General features: G+C 44.3%; 15 protein-coding genes. 6 read left to right on the forward strand and 9 right to left on the reverse strand.

Features of this window, described 5'->3' with window-relative positions; translation table 11 throughout:
- Positions 1 to 91 precede the first annotated feature (91 nt).
- The 4 genes from KJ365_RS00385 (at position 92) to KJ365_RS00400 (ending at position 3735) form a co-directional block, all read left to right on the forward strand.
- Complete coding sequence (locus KJ365_RS00385; protein ID WP_214449642.1) at positions 92 to 457, forward strand: hypothetical protein; 366 nt, start codon at positions 92 to 94, stop codon at positions 455 to 457.
- 545 nt (positions 458 to 1002) lie between these two features.
- Positions 1003 to 2577 (forward strand): amidase, encoded by a 1575-nt coding sequence (locus tag KJ365_RS00390; RefSeq protein WP_214449643.1) that lies wholly within the window; start codon positions 1003 to 1005, stop codon positions 2575 to 2577.
- A gap of 154 nt (positions 2578 to 2731) precedes the next feature.
- The gene (locus KJ365_RS00395) at positions 2732 to 3067 is read left to right on the forward strand and encodes a PadR family transcriptional regulator (RefSeq protein ID WP_214449644.1); all 336 of its coding nucleotides are present in this window, start codon (positions 2732 to 2734) and stop codon (positions 3065 to 3067) included.
- On the forward strand, positions 3064 to 3735 hold the full coding sequence (locus KJ365_RS00400; RefSeq protein ID WP_214449645.1) for a hypothetical protein: 672 nt from the start codon (positions 3064 to 3066) through the stop codon (positions 3733 to 3735). The genes KJ365_RS00395 and KJ365_RS00400 overlap by 4 nt, the downstream gene beginning before the upstream one ends.
- 67 nt (positions 3736 to 3802) lie before the next feature.
- On the opposite strand, the gene KJ365_RS00405 is transcribed toward KJ365_RS00400, so the two are convergent.
- The 8 genes from KJ365_RS00405 to KJ365_RS00440 form a co-directional block, all read right to left on the reverse strand.
- Positions 3803 to 5179: an ATP-binding protein gene (locus KJ365_RS00405; RefSeq protein WP_214449646.1), complete on the reverse strand. Its 1377-nt coding sequence runs from the start codon at positions 5177 to 5179 to the stop codon at positions 3803 to 3805.
- Position 5180: 1 nt separating this feature from the next.
- Positions 5181 to 6545 (reverse strand): sigma-54-dependent transcriptional regulator, encoded by a 1365-nt coding sequence (locus KJ365_RS00410; RefSeq protein WP_214449647.1) that lies wholly within the window; start codon positions 6543 to 6545, stop codon positions 5181 to 5183.
- Between the two features lie 33 nt (positions 6546 to 6578).
- Entirely contained in the window at positions 6579 to 7787 is a 1209-nt protein-coding gene (locus KJ365_RS00415; protein ID WP_214449648.1) for an ABC transporter permease, read from the reverse strand.
- Between the two features lie 24 nt (positions 7788 to 7811).
- Positions 7812 to 9125 carry an ABC transporter permease gene (locus KJ365_RS00420; RefSeq protein ID WP_214449649.1) on the reverse strand — a complete coding sequence of 438 codons (1314 nt, stop codon included), beginning with the start codon at positions 9123 to 9125 and terminating at the stop codon, positions 7812 to 7814.
- 1 nt (position 9126) lies between these two features.
- Positions 9127 to 9870 (reverse strand): ABC transporter ATP-binding protein, encoded by a 744-nt coding sequence (locus tag KJ365_RS00425; RefSeq protein WP_214449650.1) that lies wholly within the window; start codon positions 9868 to 9870, stop codon positions 9127 to 9129.
- 66 nt (positions 9871 to 9936) lie between these two features.
- Entirely contained in the window at positions 9937 to 11193 is a 1257-nt protein-coding gene (locus KJ365_RS00430) for an efflux RND transporter periplasmic adaptor subunit (protein ID WP_214449651.1), read from the reverse strand.
- Between the two features lie 358 nt (positions 11194 to 11551).
- Entirely contained in the window at positions 11552 to 13069 is a 1518-nt protein-coding gene (gene yfcC, locus KJ365_RS00435; RefSeq protein ID WP_250883951.1) for a putative basic amino acid antiporter YfcC, read from the reverse strand.
- Between the two features lie 81 nt (positions 13070 to 13150).
- Entirely contained in the window at positions 13151 to 16069 is a 2919-nt protein-coding gene (locus KJ365_RS00440) for a TonB-dependent receptor domain-containing protein (protein WP_214449652.1), read from the reverse strand.
- A 498-nt stretch (positions 16070 to 16567) separates the two neighbouring features.
- Between KJ365_RS00440 and KJ365_RS00445 the strand changes: the two genes are divergently transcribed.
- Both KJ365_RS00445 and KJ365_RS00450 read left to right on the forward strand, forming a co-directional pair.
- A complete protein-coding gene (locus KJ365_RS00445; protein WP_214449653.1) occupies positions 16568 to 18412 on the forward strand; it encodes a cyanophycinase in 1845 nt (614 codons plus the stop codon).
- A 213-nt stretch (positions 18413 to 18625) separates the two neighbouring features.
- A complete protein-coding gene (locus KJ365_RS00450; protein ID WP_214449654.1) occupies positions 18626 to 19207 on the forward strand; it encodes a hypothetical protein in 582 nt (193 codons plus the stop codon).
- Between the two features lie 6 nt (positions 19208 to 19213).
- Here the strand turns inward: KJ365_RS00450 and KJ365_RS00455 are convergent, their stop codons facing one another.
- Positions 19214 to 19390, reverse strand: coding sequence for a hypothetical protein (locus tag KJ365_RS00455; protein ID WP_214449655.1), 177 nt, complete (start codon positions 19388 to 19390; stop codon positions 19214 to 19216).
- Positions 19391 to 19628: the final 238 nt, after the last annotated feature.

Raw genomic sequence — 19628 nt, forward strand, 5'->3', positions numbered from 1 at the left:
CGCAAATGCTCAAACGTTTCAAATTACCGAGTGCGCTACCGCTACACATCGCTAAAAATTTATCCAACTATGAACACCGTGGAGCTCTATCATGATCCTACGTCGACTTACCAAGCACATAAAAGACCAAAACTGGTTCGCCGTCGCGCTAGACTTTGTAATCGTTATTGTTGGTGTTTTTATTGGCATTCAAGTTTCGAATTGGAATGACGCTCAGCAATCGCAAATGCGTGAAACTGCTGTTCTTGCTCAGCTCAAAGAAGAGTTCGTCGAAATCGAAAAAACACTTACTTCGCAAATTCAATTTCGCGAAGTTTACATGCAAAATTTAGCCGCCCTCATTACAACCTTGGAAGGCAGTAGTCCAGCTGCAGACGACAAAACAATCCGGCAAGCACTGGCAGACAGCACAGCAGCAGGGCGTCGCCCCCCAAATCGGCGGCCTATATACAAATAACCGCGAATGGCCAGCTAGCGACATTAAACAATACCGACCTTGAAAGAGCGCTCATCGAATACCATACGCGCTTAGAGCGCGACAACTTCGTTCATCAGGCGCTAGTGGACCTTGTTCTAGAAGAATTGTCTGCAAACACTTCTGTAGACCGTGATGTCGTTAATAAGGGAAATTTGGGCGCCGCGGTAGATACTGCTCAAATCGATGGGACTGAGTATATAAGATCTTATGACCTATCTTTAATGAAAGCATATGAAACTCGCTATGAGACAATGTATAGTTTGCATGGGGTTATGTGGGATTCGGAAAGACGACAGCTAGGTTTCGCTCGCGAAGTTATAGCGCTGATTGACGCTGAAGACTCTAACTAAAGCATGCCAACTAACGCTTATCAGTCTGCCTATCAATTACGAAAGACCTCATCATGGCTGGGCACAAAATCGGCATATTTGAATATACAATGGTAGAACGATATATATACTAAGCAATAGAGATACCTACGTTGTTTTCGCAGGTGTCGATGCAATTACTAGGGAAAGAATACTATGCAAACAACGCTGTCTGTTTTTGGCAAAGCCTCACTTATCATCTTCTTACTTTTTCTTTTCAACAAATCAGCCCTCGCCGATAATTCAAAACTTAATTTTACCGAAGCGACTATCAATGATTTCAATAAGGCCATAGATAACGGCGATTTAACTTCTGAGGAATTGGTGAATCTGTTTCTAAAACGTATAGCAGAGTATGACCAAAAGGGCCCTTCCCTAAATACGATTATCCACATTAATCCACTTGCCCTTGAGCAGGCCAAAGCATTAGACAAAGAGCGGCAAGAGTCTGGTAGACGCTCTCGACTTCACGGCATACCAATATTGGTTAAAGACAATATCGACACCCAAGATATGCCCACAACCGCTGGCTCGTTTATGCTCAAAGACAGTTTCCCGCCTGACGACGCACGTGTAATTGCTCAGTTAAAAGACGCCGGCGCTATTGTTTTGGGTAAGTTAAATATGAGCGAATTTGCATCGGGCGGGCCATGGAGTTCACTGGCAGGCCCAATCATTAATCCTCATAATCTCGCAAAGACTCCTGCAGGTTCTTCAGGTGGAACGGGGGCTGCAATAGCCGCTAGGTTTGCCAGCATAGGCTTGGGTACCGATACCGGTGGTTCTGTGCGCGGGCCTTCGTCAGCAAATGGCATAGTAGGGTTAAAAACAACCCACGGACTTGTCAGTACAGATGGCGTGATACCCCTTGCGTTATCTTTTGACACAATAGGGCCTATGGCAAATAATGTGACCGACCTTGCCATTTTGTTAAACGTAATTGTAGACGGTAACGTTACTCAAGTATCTGAAATGGACGACTACACAAAGTCATTGAAAAAGGACGGCCTGAAAAATAAAAAGATCGGCGTGATTCGCAAATTCACCGGCGATGATTATGAAGTAGATTGGTTATTTGATACGGCTTTGCATGCAATGGAAAAATCTGGGGCAGAAGTGGTCGAAATAACCCTCCCTGCGTGGTTGTTAGAGTCTAGAGGTCATTTTTACCGAGCGATTCGCTTTCCAGAATTTAAATCACAAATTGAAACCTATTTGGCAACCCTTGACGAAGGCTATCCAAAAACCTTAGATGACTTAATCACGCAGTCGATGGAAGTGACTTCTAAGCAACCTGATGGCGTGATCCCCAACCCAGCTAGATGGTCATTGATGAAAGTCGAAAACGAAGCTACAAGTCTTGATGGTTACGAGTATAAGGCCGTTAAAGAGTTTGCCCTACCGCTGATAAGAGAGTTTTTAAAAGGCCTTATGCAACACAAAGGCTTAGATGCATTGGTATATCCAACCACAAGTATGCCGGCAGAGCTGGTGGATTTTCCATACACTGGAGATGGGCTTCCTGGCTCCGGTGGTTCTAATTTCAATTTAGCGAACCTGTCAGGTTTCCCAGACTTATCTATGCCTATTGGGTTTACGTCTTTAGGCATGCCCGTCAATCTGTCGATTATGGGCGAAGCTTATAGTGAACCCACGCTTATCGAGATCGCTTATTCGCTTGAGCAGCAAATAATGGCTTCTCGCGTTCCAGTTAACACACCTTCTTTATAAGCAACCATGCTGGCTGCGAAGGTCTCAGTTCTTATATACCCATTATATCTACATAATAGGTATAATATGAAACACGATCCATTTTGAGATAATACCTATCAGACCGCTTTAATAATCTATTATGTAGGTATTAGAGATTGGCGACGGGGCTAAAATGAATAAACAACAATACTTAGGTGAATTTGAGCATGCGGTTTTGCTCACAATAATTGCCTTAAAAGATAACGCATATGGCGTGACAATTAAGTCTCATCTAAAAGACTGCGTGGGGCGCGACGTGTCAATTGGTGCCTTGTATTCAACCACCGAACGTTTAGAAAAAAAAGGCTTGCTGGAATCGAGAAAGTCAGGCGCTACTGCCGCTAGAGGCGGAAAGGCTAAGCGATTTTTTAACGTCACTGCTTCTGGCTTACAAGCCATTAAAATAACGAAATCTCAAATAGAAAAATTGTGGGCAAGCGCATCTCTTCAAAATGTGGTGAGCTTATGAAAACTAACAATAAAAAGCCACCAACGCTTGGCATCGCATTACTAGAGCATACTCTACCAGAATCAATCAAAGACGATGTTATCGGGGATTTACACGAACAATACTACGAATCAAAAGACACGCTCCTAATAAAGCAATGGGAGTTCTACAAACAAGTTTTATTGATAATTTTGAGGTATGTGATGATTACTAAACAAGCGCTCTCATTGGTTTGTGCAATACTTGCGCTAAGCGTCTTTTTTGTTGTTACTGCCGGTATACTTTTCTTATCGAACAACAACGACGCCGAAGCATTTACCAAGCCTTACTGGACCGACGGTAATTTTTACCAATTCTTTTTAGATCCGATGTTATATCAATCAATATCGTTGGAGCTCTTCACAGGCGTAAGTCCCCAACTGTTTATCAATATTCCAGCTATATTGTGGGTCCTATTGGGAGCAGGTGCGGTATTCTTAATGAGCAGAGCGTCTAAGTTGAACCTACAATCCATTGCAGCACTCTCTGTCATCTTATTAGCGGGGCCGTATATTTGGGGGATGATTAGCTTTAAAACAAATCATATTCCACTGGTAGAATCAGGGCCGATTATCGCTTTTTCGTTAATTACTGTCTCGTACCTCGTCATACCCCTAACGGTTTTGTTCATTAAAGAGTTACTGCGATAAGAGGATGTAAAGAGGTAGTATTAGTTTTGGTGCTGATATTAAATGACATGAGCAATGTAAGTGCGAGTCAACGAAATTTGGGCAACGTCACCTTAACCACCAAGCCGTTGTTTGCATAAGCACCGCTCTCGCTATCATGAGTCGAGCTCTCTGTATTACCAGAGGGTGGTTGAGCCGCGCTGCGGTTATACAACGCAATTTGCCCATGATGCGCATCTATAATTTCACGACACAGGGCCAAGCCAAGTCCTGTTCCATTAGATTTTGTCGAATAAAACGGTATCAACACGCTATTGAGGGAGTCATCCGCTATTCCTTTACCACGGTCTTTTACTTTGATTACGGTGGAGACTTCTGTTTGTGCTAGTTCAACACTTACATCTTCTGGTCGTGAGCCCGATTCATGGGCATTTTTGAGCAGATTTATCATCAGCTGTTCAAACTGCGCAGCATCGGCATGGAGCGTCAAATCATCAGGTGAACTTTCCGGTAACCGCAGGTTAAATTGCCACTGCTGTGCTAATTGCTCAAACACGTCAGATACCTTAAGCGGATGCACTTTAGGCTCTGGGATTTTTGCAAACTTCCCATATCCCTGCACAAAATCGCTCAAATGCTTTATGCGTTCATCTATTGTGGAAAATACTCTGGCTAAACGGTCTTCATCTACCTGTAAACTGAGTATTCGACCGCTATGCAACATTGACGATATTGGCCCTAAGCTATTGTTTAATTCGTGGCTAATCACACGTATGACTTTCTTCCAAACTGCTACTTCTTGACGACTTAATTCGCGTGTCATTTGTTTTAGGATATACAGCGTGTGAGATTGATTGTTTAAACTGAAACTCCCCAAAGACATGTGCCAGGTTTCAGGCTCTTTGTCTTTATGATTGAGACTAAACAACCCTTCTTTGTTGGCAGTTATAGCATCCGCAGCCCCCTGCGGAGCGTTATTAAGTAATGCGCTTAGTTGCCGTCCAGAAATACCGTCAAAGGTAGAGAAAAAATGGCGGGCAGCGATATTACTAAAAATCACCACGCCTTGGTCGTTTACCAAGAGCAATACATCAGGAGAGCTTTGCGTAATTTTATCGAGCAGAAGCTCACGCTGGTATAGCCAATGCTTTTCTTCGCGCAGTTTATCTATGGTTTGGTTATAAAGCCCACACAGTTGGCCTAACTGATCGCTTTTTTGATATGACAAAGAGCTAGAAAACTCGCCATCTTTCATATTTAGCAAACCAATTTCTAGTGCCGACAGGCCCTCTTTTATGTCTTTGAGCATAAAGCGTGCAGCGCCAACACTTAACGATAACACCAAAAACGTGAATACTAGCTTTTGCACTAACGTCCAATCTACAAGCCAATAGACCGGCAAAAGCCCAATTAAGCTGCATAGCAGGCAAATTATCCAAACTCGAGTGGTCACCGACATGATCATGCTAGTAATCTATGCCGAATTTATTGAGGCGTCGGTACAGCGCTTGGCGGCTCATCCCAAACTGCCTAGCTACACGCGCGATTACACCTTGATGCTCTCGCATAGCATTCTCTAAAGCACTTTTGTCTGGCTCTTGCGTCATTTGATTTTGCGCGTCAACCGATGCACTATTTTGAATAACATCTTCCCTAAAGGCAAAGTCTTCAGTTTCAATAATCCCTTGTGGTTTTAACACGGCAACGCGTTTACAGGCATTCTCTAGTTCACGCACGTTGCCGGGCCAAGACTGTGTTAATAAAGCTTGCTCAGCTGACAAGCTTAATTCCCTGGCCGGTAAAAAGTATTGCACTAATGGCATAATATCTTCAGGCCTTTTTGCCAACGCTGGCAACTGTAGCTCAATCACATTTAAGCGGTAGTACAAGTCTTCTCTAAACTCTCCGTTGGCAATCTGTTCCAATAAATTTGCGTTAGTTGCGGAGATGACTCGCACATCCACCTGCATTGTCTTAGTTGAACCAAGGCGTTCAAACTGCCCAGTTTGCAGCACACGGAGCAATTTGGTTTGTCCTGAATACGACAAATTGCCAATTTCATCTAAAAATAAAGTACCGCCGTCAGCGGCTTCAAATCTGCCGATACGGGCTTTAGTTGCACCTGTGTATGCGCCAGCCTCTGCACCAAAAAGCTCTGCCTCAATCAAGTCTGGCGGGAGTGCTCCACAGTTCACTTTTATAAAAGGTTTGTTCGCTAATGAAGACTGCGCCTGAACAAGCTCGGCAATTTTCTCTTTTCCGGCACCGTTTGCACCTGTAATGAGTACCGAGATATCCGATTTTGCTACTTGAATAGCCATATCAACGACTCGCTGCATAGCGGTGCTTGAATAAATCAGTCCAACTTGCTCGGCAGCAGTCTGTGAGGGCTTTTGCGCTGCTTTGTGTCTTTCAAGCTGTTCGGTTTGTTGACGTGACTTACCTACCTCAATTAAGTTGCCAACGCTGGTGAGCAATTTTTGGTCGTCCCAAGGTTTGGCTATATAGTCAGCGGCACCGGCTTTCACTAATTCAATCGCCTGCTCTAAATCCGTCCATGCAGTAATAAGGATAATGGGCAAATTCGGATTAAGCGCTCTGAGCGATTCAAACAGCGCTTTGCCCTCTTCTCCAGAGGTTGTATCCCGCGTAAAGTTCATGTCTTGAATCACCAACGAAACACGCAGTTGATTGACGATACTTATTGCTTGCTCAGGAGAATTGGTTGTAACAACATCGTAGCCATGAATTTCGAGTAGCAACGACAGTGCTTGAAGCACCGCCGTTGTATCATCAACGATCAAGACTTTTTCAACTGTTTTTTTATTCACGTATTACTTCTCTGCCGTTGTTTCATTTTCTTGTTATATTGAGCGAGTGGCGATGCTCGGCGAGATATTGGCCGCTCTGTTCGCTGGCACCAAAACAGACATTAGACTAATCAAAAATACAAAGCCCGCCGTGTATAGAATGAATGCGTTATCTAATGCTGGCAAGGAATATTCTTGTAACAATAGCGTTCCTAAATAAACCGCACCCGCTGAGCCAACCACCAGCCCAACGATACAGACCATGGCATTTTCTACCAAAAAGTATTTAACAATATCAGATTTGCGGGCGCCAAGGGCCCTGCGCGTGCCAATTTGTTTAGTACGCTTGCTGATATTGAACAAGGTTAGACCAAATATACCCACAATGGTTATCATAATCAGCACGACAATAATTACCATCAGCATGCGTGCCATCAATATGTCACCGGCATTGTACTGCGCCTTTGCCTCATCAAAACCAATCGCGGGGTTGATCACGCGTTTATCATAGTTAGCTAGCATCAATTCTTCAATTTGGCGTTTTATAGCGGTGCGCTCTTCAGGATTAGTGCGCACTACATAATGGTCAAAACTTCTTACTTCGACATAAGGAAATATAACCATGTTGTCTGCTCGTGAATCCTGTAACCAAGGTCCTTTCATTTCCTCTACAATCCCAATAATTTTAATAGGCGCCGGTCCAAAATAGACCGTTTGACCTAATCCATCGCCTTCAGGAAACATCTCATCTACGAAGGCTTTGCTAGCGATTATTACCGTAGGGGGGTTCTCCATCGACAAACCGTACTTTATTTCATCTGGATTAAAATCGCGGCCTGCAATCAGATTTACGCCAAGCGTATCAATCATGTTTTCATCACCTGCAGTGTACGCCGCCCGAACACTTTTATTGTTTTCGATTTCGGGATCGGGTTGTGAATTAAAGCTAGATGCGGAGCCACTGCCAGAGAGGGGAACATCTTGCATGAACACCGCGTTTTCAACGTCCGGAATGTTGCGTAGCATCTGTTCGTCTAACTCTATTTGCTGCATGCGATCAACATCTCCAAACGTTAACACGCTAAAGTGCAGGAGGGATTCCTCAGGATAGCCTGTTTCTTGTTGTAGATAGTTAACTCGGTCAACAATGACGAAGGCAGCCACACTTACAATAGCCACGGTAATCGCTATTTCAACTAAAAGTAAAAACGTACTCACTTTGGAGCGCAGTAAGGCATTAAATATTGGTTTAATCTCTAACATGATATCTGTCCTTTAAAAGTGAGCTTATTGGGTTTTTAAGTAAATGGCAGGTTGTGTTTTGCATACCAACCACGCTGGAATAGCACCGGCAATCAAACAAGAAACAATAGCGATGCTTGGGGCAGCAAGCAACATGCTTATATCCATGGTGGCCAGCGCACTAAAGTAACTATAAGTAGAACGCACTCCCCATAAACCAAGCTGGGCAATGCCAATGCCAACTATTCCGCCGAAGAACCCCAACATCGATACTTCAACTAAATGCTGAGCAAATACCTGTGACTTGCTTGCACCCAACGCTCTGCGCACGCCAATTTCAGGCGCTCTGCGTAAAAATTTAGCTAACAACAAAGCAAGGATATTGACTAAACATACGGTTAAAAATAAGAAGCTTAGCCCTACTAATAAACGATTATCTTCTGACACGACATTGTTATATGCCATCCATTCATTTACATCACGTAATGCAAATTTAGGGCTTTCTCGCTCAAATCGTCCAAGCGTTGCTTGCTCGCTTAAGTAGTTATTGAGGTAGTCACCAAATGCTTGTTTATCTTGCGCATTATTAAGTTCGACCCAAAACTGCATCCACAGCAATTCGGAGTTAAGTCTTTCTTGAAAAGTGTTAATCTCTTCAAACTTCCAGCCGTTCGTGTTGCCCCAGGTCGCCAGTTCATTAGCCTCAATTAAAGACAGCGGTATAAACAAATTTTCAGTTGAGTTGAAAGCCCCATTGTTCAGGTCATAGTACTTAGTATGGATATCCCACTCTTTGATGACTCCAACTATCTGGAAAACCTGATCATCCAAATAAACCTGTTTGCCCACTGAGTTCTCACCGCCAAATAGCTTTTCATTAATGCTTTGACTAATCACGACTACAGGTGAGGCACTTTGATATTGTTGCTCAGTCCATGCACCCCCATACAAGAATGGCAAATCGAACATAGGAAAGAACTCACTACTAGTAACACGTGCGCTCTCCAAGAACGGCTTCACATCGCTAGAGTTCATGTGCACCGTAAAGCCTGTGCGTGTTGACGCTGTTTTACGAAACGGCAAGTCAACATCATTGAGAAACATCGCATCTTTGTAGGTGATTTGCGTAGGAATATTATCTTCTGTCCACCACTCTTCCCCATCGTCCATCGCCTTTAGCTGCACAGCATGCAACTTGTCACTTTTATGAGGGATAGGGTCCATCGCCATCATGTGATACACCGAAAGGCTTGTCATGGTAATACCAATGCCGATTGCAATGGCAATTACCATCAATACTGATACCAGCGGCGTGCGCTTAAAGCTGCGCCAAGCTAAATCTAAGTAATGAACAAACATCTTAGGCCTCCGCAGGGTTAGAGCTTGGGTTAAGTTGAGGATTTGGCGTGAGTATATCTTTTTCACGAGACTGATAGAGTGTGAAATCAGCTAACTGGCCATCAACGACTTGAATATTGCGAGGCGCTCGACGAGCAAGCTCTGGATCATGAGTGACCATCACAATGGTGGCACCGTCGCGGTTAATCTCTTCAAGAAGTTCCATTACTTGGCGCGCCATTAAGCTATCCAAGTTACCGGTAGGTTCATCGGCTAATAGAAACCGAGGTTGTCCAGCTAACGCTCTTGCGATTGCAACACGCTGCTGCTGACCACCTGATAGCTGCTGGGGTAGATGTTTTGCTCGGCTACCTAACCCTACTTTTTCTAAGCACTCTTCAATACGACGCTTACGTTCTGCCGATTTAATACCTCGGTAACGCAACGGTACTTCAACGTTTTCATATAAATTAAGATCAGGAATTAAGTTGAAGCCCTGAAAGATAAAACCAATCTTTTGATTACGTAAATCGGCACGTTGATTGTCCGACAACTGACCTACATTGACATCATCTAACAGGTACTCGCCACTACTATATCCTTCCAACATGCCGGCAATGTTTAAAAAAGTGGTCTTTCCTGAACCTGATGGGCCCGTCACGGCAATAAATTCCCCTTCGTTCACTTGCAAATCAAAATCACGAAGTGCGTGTGTTCTTACTTTTTCTGTTTGGTAAACTTTGCTGATATTTTTCATAGATAACATAGTGATGTCCTTAATAATTCGCGCTGATGTATTTGTTTTAATGTTTGTTATGGAGGCGGGTCTGCTTTAGTTAAGCAGCACCGATTCGCTCTCAATAAATTCGTCGTAATTTGAAATAATGATTTGGTCGTTAGCCGAAAGACCACTTAACACCTCAACTTCGCGCATGCTTCTAGCACCTAGTTGAATATCGATTTTGGTGGCTACATCGCCTTCTAGTTTATAAGCGACAAACCCGCCAGCTTGAACAAAGCTCCCTCTGCGCACTTTTAACACATCGGTTTTGTTCTCAAGTAAAATGCGCGCTGACAGCTGCTGATTTTGACGGATGCCCGCAATATCCTGCTGGTCAAAGCGCACACGGGTAGTGACCTCGCGATTAGTGACCTCAGGAGAAATGCCTGATAATTGCCCTACAATCTTCTGCCCGCCAATGCTAATTTCTACGGGCATACCTAGGCTCAACTCATTCGCATAGCTTTCTGCTACATTTAATTCAGCTTCGTAAGCACTTAAGTCAACTAAAGTCATAAGAGGCGCATTTTGGGAAACCAATGAACGCTGTTGAGATAACAGGTTGCCCACCACACCATCTACCGTAGCGCGAATTTCCAAGTCAGTTGTTTTGCGCACTAACTCGTCTATTACCAGTGCTTGGCGTGCAACAGTGCTGCGTGCGCTGTCTAACTCAAAAGCGAGGGTGTCAGTAGCCAACGCCACTTCTTGTTGAGCATGCTTGAAAGATAATTTGGCACGAGCTAAGTCATCCACCGCTTTTTCTAAATCAATTTGAGAAATTAAGTTATTTACAATAGAAGCTTGCGCCCGGCGCTCCTCGCGCATGGCCGCCTGTAAATCAACTTCAGCCAAATCAAGGGTTTTGGTCAACTGTAAAGTTTGACGACGCGCATCGAGCTCTTGTCTAGCAAGCTCGCCTTCTAATCGTTGCATTTCAGAGCGCTCTTGCTTTAGCTGATTTTGCAATTGTGGGCTTTCTACGATTGCGACAACCTGACCAATAGTAACGGTATCTCCCGCCTGCACTTTTAATTCTACGTAACCTTGTTCAGGGCTATAAAGTTGTGGAGCATTAGCGGCGACTATGCGACCAGTGGCGGCTACATCGCGCACTAAATCCCCCATTTCGAGGGTGGCTATTTGCACGGATGCTCTATCGATTGAACGATTAGCAGAAGGTGCACTAAACAACATTTTTGCCCCGATAAAAACAAGGCAAATAACCGCTATGACACTAAAGATAACTTTTTTGACATTCGACTTTGAGTCAATTTCGATGTCTTGTGCACTGGTATCCTGGATCATGATATTCCCTTAATTAGTCGGTGATGCGCGTTTCGATCAACGCAATGAGGCCAGCAGACACAAGCACGGTGAGTGGAGCAAGAAGAAAGTAAGTAGCAATCATGTTTGAGTCCTGTTTAAGCTAAGCCGCATTAGAGCATTTACATTGTAATTACGAAATATGATAGCGAGTTTCATGCCAAACTATAAACTATTGTTTTTTAATGTTTTATTTGAATTAAAGGAAGGATTTTAAGTGTCCGCGGACAGAAAAAGTGTCCGCAGCGGACACTTTTAAAATAGGAGAATAAATACCTGTTGTGAGCCCACGCTTATTGGACTAACACTTTGACGCGCCAGCAGCATTTAACAGAGGAAATTAGAAAGAAATTGCGACTGCGATACACATCGCCACTACTGCAACCGCAATCAATAGTAAAAAGAAACGCCATACAAACTTAAACCAAACGCTCCAATCTATTCGGGCAACGCCTAAACATCCTATTAAAGACGCAGAGGTGGGAATAATTATATTGCTCAGCCCATCGCCTAATTGAAATGCCAGCACTGCTGTTTGACGCGTAATGCCAACTAGATCAGCAAGTGGGGCCATTAGCGGCATAGTGATAGCAGCTTGACCAGAGCCCGAAGCAACAAAGAAATTAAACACGGCTTGAAACATTAGCATTGCTGTAGCATTCACGTATGAACTGGTCTCGCCAATCGCGTTGCTAGAATAAAATAAAATAGTGTTCAGTACGCTAGGTGAGGTCACTTCGTCTCCACCTAGCACCAGTACAATTCCCTTGGCCATCCCAACAATCAGAGCCGCTGGCAAGAGGTCTTTCGCGCCTTGTTGAAAGGCATTGGATACCTCATTTGCCGACATCCGCTTGCCTATCCAAGCAACAAACCCAGCTACAACACCAATCGTAAAAAATTGACTCGCAATTTCTGGAATGTAATAAGCATGCTGGGTCACGCCCCAAATAACCCAAATAATACCGCTGAAGAACACAAGCAATATGAGAGCGTCTAATTTATCGAACTGACTTTCTATTTGCTGTTGCTGCTTTTTAAAGAAATGATTGCTACTAATGCTATAGGAACGCTCGGGATTGGCCTTAACGCCGTACGCATACCAAAGCGTAAAGCCTAAGCCAATTGCGGTAAATACGCACCATAGTGCCACCCTAAAGCCTTGCCCTGATAATAATGGCACGTCTGCTATCCCTTGGGCTATGGCTACCGAAAACGGGTTCATCCAGCTTGTGGCAAATCCGATTTGCGTCGCAACATAGGTTATTAGTACGCCTGTAACAGCGTCGTATCCGAGTGCCACCATCAGGGGTACTAAAATAATGCAAAAGGCGATTGCCTCCTCGCCCATGCCAAAAATTGCGCCACCGAGGGAAAAGAGCACAAAAAATAGCGGGATCATGACCATGTCTGCGCTTTTTGTCTTGTCGATTAAAGCCAAAATGCCGTTGTTGATAGCGCCCGTCTGCATGACAATGCCAAACGCCCCGCCCACCACTAAAATAAAGGCAACCACCCCAACAGCAGAGCCATATTTATTGCCCGAGACCAATCCTTCAAAGGCGTAATTAAACGTACCTACCTTGTCCCCGGTCGCAAACAAAGGGGCTTGGCTGGCGCTAGCGTTTGCGTCATCAACGAATTGAAAGCTATCTTGTTTAATCAGCGTACGCGTGACTTGCTCGCCATTGACTTGTTTAACGACTTGCTCGGTTTGAAAATACCCAGCCGGAAGCACGTAAGTGAGCACCGTTGCCAGTACAATGACCATAAATAAAATAACAAATGCGTCGGGCATGCTAGAAAACGCGCTTTTCTTTTCTGCGGTTAGCTCCGTTTCTGTCGAAGTCTGTTTCATAATGCGTCCGTCATTTGTTTTGCTGCGATTGGTTAGATGATACTTATAAAAAAGGCGGCAACCTATGCCGCCTTCAGGTTATCAGAAGCGATAGTTCACAGATACTGTAAATCGTCTTCCAAATGGGTCATGGTTAAAGCTGTCGTACCCTCTAGAAGATCCATAAGCTACAGGAGCATCTTCATCGAGTAGATTTTCAATGCGCAGTCTGACATCCATTTTGTCAAAATAGTAGCCAGCGCTGAAATCGACAGTTGTCCACGAAGCAACGTCTCGCATTTCATTCTCATCAAGCTGGCCAAGATCTAACAACTCATCAATCTCTCTGCCTCTAAGCCCCTGTACATCATCTTCATAACTACTAGTATAAAAAATAGTAATACCGGCAAACCAATCATCTTGCACCCAGAATATTTCTGCGTTACCTACATTCTCAGGGTATTGATAAGTGCCTGCAAGCTCTTCAATGGCATCAGACCCTGGAATATTGCGCTCAAAGCTAATGTAATGTGTTCCGCGCAACGAGAGTTCTAGCTGCCCTTGGTCAAAAACAAGCGCATGGAAAACAGAAAAGTCCAGCCCGCTGATTTCTTGAGTACCGGTGTTATCGAGCAACAACACGTGATCTCTAAACAACGGTAGCTCTTCAAAGCGCGGGTTTTCAAAAGTAATCCACTCGTCAAGGATTTGGCTTAAATTTGCACCGTCATCTTCAATGGTGTTACCCGCTGCATCCGTATAATCACAAAGGAACGGGTCATAGCTGATCCCTCTTTCGCCTTCAGGCACCAAACCACAATGGCGTAACGATGCATCGGTTAGTGCGGCCGCCAATACACCGGTCATATTGGTATCAACTAGGTCTTGGTGATCAAACGACCAATAGTCGATGGTCAGGTCAGTATTTTTCGTTGGGCTGTAGGCAAAACCTACACTGAACGACTCAGACTCTTCAGGCAACAGGTTTGGATTGCCCAGCTCTAGCACATTGTTTCCACGAAGCGAGCCCGCACCTTCACAGTATAAATTTGCAATCGTTTGATTTGCGCCACAGTCAAAATCAGCAGTTGTCGTGCGCAGTTGCACACCCGCTTGGGTCAGTGACGGCGCTCTAAAGGCTGTAGACCATGATGCACGTAACACCACCGACTCAATAGGCCTATAGGCAAAGCTTACCTTTGGATTAAAGCTGCTACCAAAATCGTTATAATCGTCAAAACGACCGGCAAGATTTAACTCTAGCGTGTCTGAAAGCGGCACTAAGAATTCGGCAAATGCTCCCCATTGCGTTCTATCTGCTTGAGACAAGCTAGAACCAAAGCCAAAAACATCCACCAAGTAGTCGTTATCGGCTCGCGCTCTGGCATTAAGTGACGGTATATCTGATATTTCTTCTCTTCGAATTTCTGCACCAAACGCAGCGCTCACTAAATAGCCGTTAAGTTCAAACAACTCACCGCTAATAGTGGCATCCCACCCATACAAGGTACTTTCGCCGTCGCGAGTCGGTCGCTCTTGGGCTAAATCTAAGATTGCACGATTGTCAGAGGTATTAGGAAAAAACGGATTGTACATACCAAGCAATGACCCACTTGAACAGCTCAGGCTATCGGTATCCTCATCGTAGTTCGCAATATTGCCATTTGAGCAGAGCTCTCCTGCAATAGCAGCATGGTATTTGAAGCGATTATAAATGCCCTGCGTTGCCACTTGTTCAGAGTCTGAGCGAGACAACGTGATACCGCTTCGCCAGTCCCAATTGTCAAAATTACCGCTTAACTCAGATACTAAACGCATGGCCTTGGTATCAATCTCAATAGTACGCGGGTCTGAAAACCTCGCGTCGAAGCTAAAGCCAAATAGCTCTCGACCAGCGGGTGTATCAAATGGGTCGATAAATAAGTCATCGACCGTGATAAAGTCTGGCGAAAGGGTGTCCAACACGGACTCATCCACAAACGGACCCTCTCTATCATCCACCTGGTTGATAGGCGCAGGCGTTGAAAATGAAGTAGACGAAGTATCGGTATAAATAAAATTAGTGGTCCAATCTATGTCGCCAAGGGCAAGCGCATAGTTAAAGCCAATCGATGCACTTTGCAGCGGGGTTTCTAAATAATCATCCTCATTGGAGTAGTAGGCACAAATTTCTTCGCCAAATTCGGTAGTCACAAACGGTGTGGCGCAATCTGGATTGCCTATTTCATTACCCGAACGTACTGAATTGAAGTAAATGTTAGGCGTATTCTTAGGCAAATATGAATAATTGCTTGTCAATACTGGCGTTGCAGTGCTGTTACGGCTGGTTGCTTTTACTGCTTTGCGGTCAAAATAATCCGCAAACACAGACAAGTTACCCCCTCCTAGAGCAGTACCATAGAATGCTTGAAAGCCAATTTCACTTTCATCAGCCGAGACTTCTGACTGGCCATACTGTGCGCTTAATTCAAAGCCTTCAAAATCATCTTTCAAAATATAGTTGATAACGCCTGCGACAGCATCAGCACCATAGATTGCGGATGCGCCTGTGGCGAGTATTTCAATTCGCTCAATCGCCGCAAGAGGGATGCTGTTGATATCGACAAAGTTCTCTGTGCCTGAAGCAAAGGAACTCGCAGCAATGCGTCGACCGTTTATTAAAGTTAGGGTGGAAGATGGTCCCATGCCACGCAAGGCTGCAGCAGCCTGACCAGCGGGTGTACTGGTGGAGGTCGCGCCGCTTTGAGCGGTATTAAACGTGCCGGTTCCGCCGCGGGTTTGATTAACGGTACGCAGTAACTCTGTAAGGTTTAGCGCACCTGAACGTTCAATATCTTGTGCGCTGATTACAGTGAGGGGTTGCGAGCCTTCAAGGTCGACACCGCGGATGTTTGAACCCGTGACCTGTATCACTTCTACGGCTTCTTGTTCGCTAGGCTCAGTCGGTTCTTCTTGTGCGTTTACAACGATGCTGTGGCTTAAATATAAACCGCATGCAATGGCGATAGGGTGCAATTTCATAAAGTTGTCCTTTGATCTTCATGCGCAACAGACTCACCAGAGCGTGCGCAATAAAACGATTATTAAGTTGGATAGAACTAGGGCGGCGCGCAGGGGCACCTTATGAAATGCTGGGGTTACTCGTCGAACCACTCCGACAAGTAAAAGTTTTGATATAGATACGCGCTCAAATTAGCGGCTTTTTTTATCATAATGTCTCTTTGAGAATCATTTTATGTTCACGCCACTTACTGTGACTTTCATTTGAAAGATATCACAATACATTTGCGTAAGCGTGTTTGCTTGTAGCCTTCCCGTTTTGGTTCAAACGCCAATCCAATGCGTTATGCATTTGTTGTATTGCGCGCCGAATTAAAGCGGTTGACATATTTAAAGAATTAACACTACTGTAAAAATAAGTCAACTTTCTCGAAAGCTAAAATTTGTAGACTATGCTAGTTTCAAGTGTGTTTGGTCGCGCAAAAAGAAGAAAATAAACGATTAGGAATTATAATCCAAATGCAAATACATCTGCTTAAATATGTAAAACAACGATTAGCCGTTTTCTCTTGCGACCAACGCGTCACCACGCGACGATCACGTTGCTTGTCGAAATGCTTATTGCTCACCGCAACGCTTATCACATATACGTCATCAGCGATGGCAAATTCGCCCACAGAGCAATTGCATATTGAGCAAGACAAGCCTTACCAATTACTTTTGGCAGGAGGGTCCTTAAGCACCTGCTCAAGCTATTCCACACGAAATTGTCGTGGGCATAATTTTGATGATTCTGCCAAAACCAGCATCTTATATGAGGTTAACAAAGCCTCACTAGATAGATTAGAAATATTTTTGCAAAATTCAGCTTTCGAAGATGTTTCACTTACGCTCACTCCAATTATCAAATTGCTACGGAAAGAGCCGAAAGAAGACGCTCTAACACGTCGAGAATTATTTGCTCTGTTTGAAGAAATCGACATTATTGAGCAGGTAGATGCACTTTCTGATAAACCATATTTTGCTTTGCTTGACCATTTGGAGAAAGCACAAATTAATCAAAATGGGCAACGCAAAAAAGAGGTCGCCGATGTGCTTAGCACTGAAAACCAATATTCAGTGCAGATTTATCAGCGCTTTGTGGATGAGGTAAAGGCGCTAGCAAAAGCGGCAAATCAACCTCCGCATATTCTCGTTGCAACGTCTTCGTCTAGAGACGCATTTGAGGTTGCAGATTTTTATGAGTCAGCGTTTACGTCTTTAGGCGTAAAAACGACTTGGTTGCCCATCGACCAAGCGCTTATTACCGCGCTATCATCCGGCACTGAAACCGCTTGTCAACATTTGTCTCAGGTTCGCGCGCAGTTTGATTTGTTTGACCGAGAGCGTGTTTATCCGCAGCGAACCGCTTTGCAAACACAAGTATGTGACAACCCAGATATGCTGATGCAATGGGTACAAAACAGTCAGGGAATATTTTTTAACGGTGGTGACCAGAGTAAAACACTTGCCAGTTTATTTAGCCCCGATGGCCATGCAATGCCATTTTGGCAGGCAATTACCAATAAAGTCGGTGCGTTTGAGATGATAGTGGGGGGCACTAGCGCAGGCACAGCAGTGCAAGCAGGCAGGCACTTTGCGCAAAAACCCATTCCTATGATATCGAATGGTACTAGTGAGTTCGCAGTGAAGCGCGGCGTATTCCCAGCTCTGGCCCCAAGCACACGATGTAATGACACAAGTTGCGATTCAGCACTGTTTGCAGATGATGTTACTTTTATGCCAACCGGCGGTTCAGGCTTATTTCAACTTGGTACTTTAGATACACACTTTTCTGAGCGCGACCGTGAGGGCCGCCTCATTGCGTTAGCCTTATCGACGCAAACACCACTGGCTGCAGGCGTAGATGAAACAACCGCCCTTCTCTATTCGTTTAACGATGGTATTGCCAACTTTGAAGTAATTGGAGAGCAAGGTGTATTTTTTGTAGATGGCAACAATCATGCTCGCCAGCAAAATCTTAATCAAGGTAAATTAGCCTCTACCTACGCAGGCTATAGTCATTATTTGTTTTCGGGTAGCAGAGCACGTTTTGAATTAGCCACGCAAGCTTGGCAGGTTACAAAAGGGGCTAACGCAATTGAGAGTCGCAAAAAACTAGGTGAAGCCGCAGCGGGCATATGGCGCAACAGCACAAGGCGATACTGCGGCAGCAAAGAGATGACAAGTTGGCAAATTGATGGCGTTGATTATGTCATTGCTCCCGAGCCTGCCACGCAGTTTTTTATTGACGCTGATCGTAAGCACTGTGGTTATTTGTATTTACCGTTTGTGGTGAGTGCGAGTAACGATATTGATTTATAAGCTGCGATGAATAGTGGGCGATGCTCGTATCTATTTTACTAAATGACGGAGATGCAGATGAAAAATCAAGTGACTAATGTCTGTCAGCTTTTTTTACAAAGCACCGTTTGATAGGTCGCCTTATAAACATAACCCATTGAATTAAAGAGATAATAAATGACGGCGTGTTTTTTGCTTAACTTGATGCAAAATACAAACACAGGTTACAAGTAAATGAAAAACAAGTTCATGCAAGTATTATGTTCTGCCGTATTATTAGGCCTAAGCTTTACATCAAGCGCCGCTTTAGTGCTTCAAGGTGGTACAGGTACTACCGGCGTAGGTAATATAGACTTAGTATCAGGAACCGTCGTCGACGTTGCGAACGGTGCGTATTTTAGCGGTGCAACCTCTCCTGCATCAGGTTGGGTATGGGCAGAGAATGCTGACCAGTTTGATGATTTGCAATTTACGTTTACGTTCGACTTAACTGGATATGATGCCGCAACAGCCGACCTCTCTGGCCTTTGGGGAATCGACAACGTAGGTACTGTCGCTTTGAACGGCACAGTGCTGTCGTCGTTGCCAGATGTTATTACAGCTAACTTTAACTACCTTACGGCCTTCTCGGCAGATTCGACGAGTGGATTGTTTTTGGCCGGCGTAAACGTGCTTAGTTTCGATGTGGGCAATCGAGGCGGTCCAGGAGGTTTTCGTGCCTCAGTTGAAGTAAATGCTCAAGCGGTTAGTGAACCATCCGTTCTGGTTTTGCTTGGCTTATCATTTTTAGCTATTCGAAGGTTATCTAGAAAATAGTCTTTTTCAAAGGAGCTTCGGCTCCTTTTTCTTTGTTCGCAACGTTGCGAACCAAAATGCTCCCTCCAATAGCACCCCAGCAACAATTAATAGGAAGATGCCCGTACTTGCGCCAATCATGTAGCAGCCAATGGCCAGCATCAATATGGTCGCTAGTATTGCCCATCTCGCTATTGTTTTCATTTTATTAATACCCTCATTGAACTGCTAAGCACACACTTTAGTCGACTGCCTAAATCAATACAATAGCAATGAGTATAGGTAGTGATGACGGGTATTCAACACACTGATTGTAAGAAAGTGTAAATCCGCTTAACACTTTGCATCGGTTTATACTCGGCGAAAATGGCCGCCCTAACCGACAATTGATAGTAACTAATATATTTATTTTGCTCTCAAATGTTTAGCTTCCCCCATACAA

The sequence above is a fragment of the Glaciecola sp. XM2 genome, from assembly GCF_018595715.1.
Classification (GTDB): Bacteria; Pseudomonadota; Gammaproteobacteria; order Enterobacterales; family Alteromonadaceae; genus Glaciecola.

Excerpts from the sequence above, each read along its gene's own strand:
- KJ365_RS00385 (WP_214449642.1), top strand. The coding sequence starts at position 92 with ATGATCCTACGTCGACTTACCAAGCACATAAAAGACCAAAACTGGTTC.
- KJ365_RS00390 (WP_214449643.1), top strand. The coding sequence starts at position 1,003 with ATGCAAACAACGCTGTCTGTTTTTGGCAAAGCCTCACTTATCATCTTC.
- KJ365_RS00395 (WP_214449644.1), top strand. The coding sequence starts at position 2,732 with ATGAATAAACAACAATACTTAGGTGAATTTGAGCATGCGGTTTTGCTC.
- KJ365_RS00400 (WP_214449645.1), top strand. The coding sequence starts at position 3,064 with ATGAAAACTAACAATAAAAAGCCACCAACGCTTGGCATCGCATTACTA.
- KJ365_RS00405 (WP_214449646.1), bottom strand. The coding sequence starts at position 5,179 with ATGATCATGTCGGTGACCACTCGAGTTTGGATAATTTGCCTGCTATGC.
- KJ365_RS00415 (WP_214449648.1), bottom strand. The coding sequence starts at position 7,787 with ATGTTAGAGATTAAACCAATATTTAATGCCTTACTGCGCTCCAAAGTG.
- KJ365_RS00420 (WP_214449649.1), bottom strand. The coding sequence starts at position 9,125 with ATGTTTGTTCATTACTTAGATTTAGCTTGGCGCAGCTTTAAGCGCACG.
- KJ365_RS00425 (WP_214449650.1), bottom strand. The coding sequence starts at position 9,870 with ATGTTATCTATGAAAAATATCAGCAAAGTTTACCAAACAGAAAAAGTA.
- KJ365_RS00430 (WP_214449651.1), bottom strand. The coding sequence starts at position 11,193 with ATGATCCAGGATACCAGTGCACAAGACATCGAAATTGACTCAAAGTCG.
- yfcC (WP_250883951.1), bottom strand. The coding sequence starts at position 13,069 with ATGAAACAGACTTCGACAGAAACGGAGCTAACCGCAGAAAAGAAAAGC.
- KJ365_RS00440 (WP_214449652.1), bottom strand. The coding sequence starts at position 16,069 with ATGAAATTGCACCCTATCGCCATTGCATGCGGTTTATATTTAAGCCAC.
- KJ365_RS00445 (WP_214449653.1), top strand. The coding sequence starts at position 16,568 with ATGCAAATACATCTGCTTAAATATGTAAAACAACGATTAGCCGTTTTC.
- KJ365_RS00450 (WP_214449654.1), top strand. The coding sequence starts at position 18,626 with ATGAAAAACAAGTTCATGCAAGTATTATGTTCTGCCGTATTATTAGGC.
- KJ365_RS00455 (WP_214449655.1), bottom strand. The coding sequence starts at position 19,390 with ATGAAAACAATAGCGAGATGGGCAATACTAGCGACCATATTGATGCTG.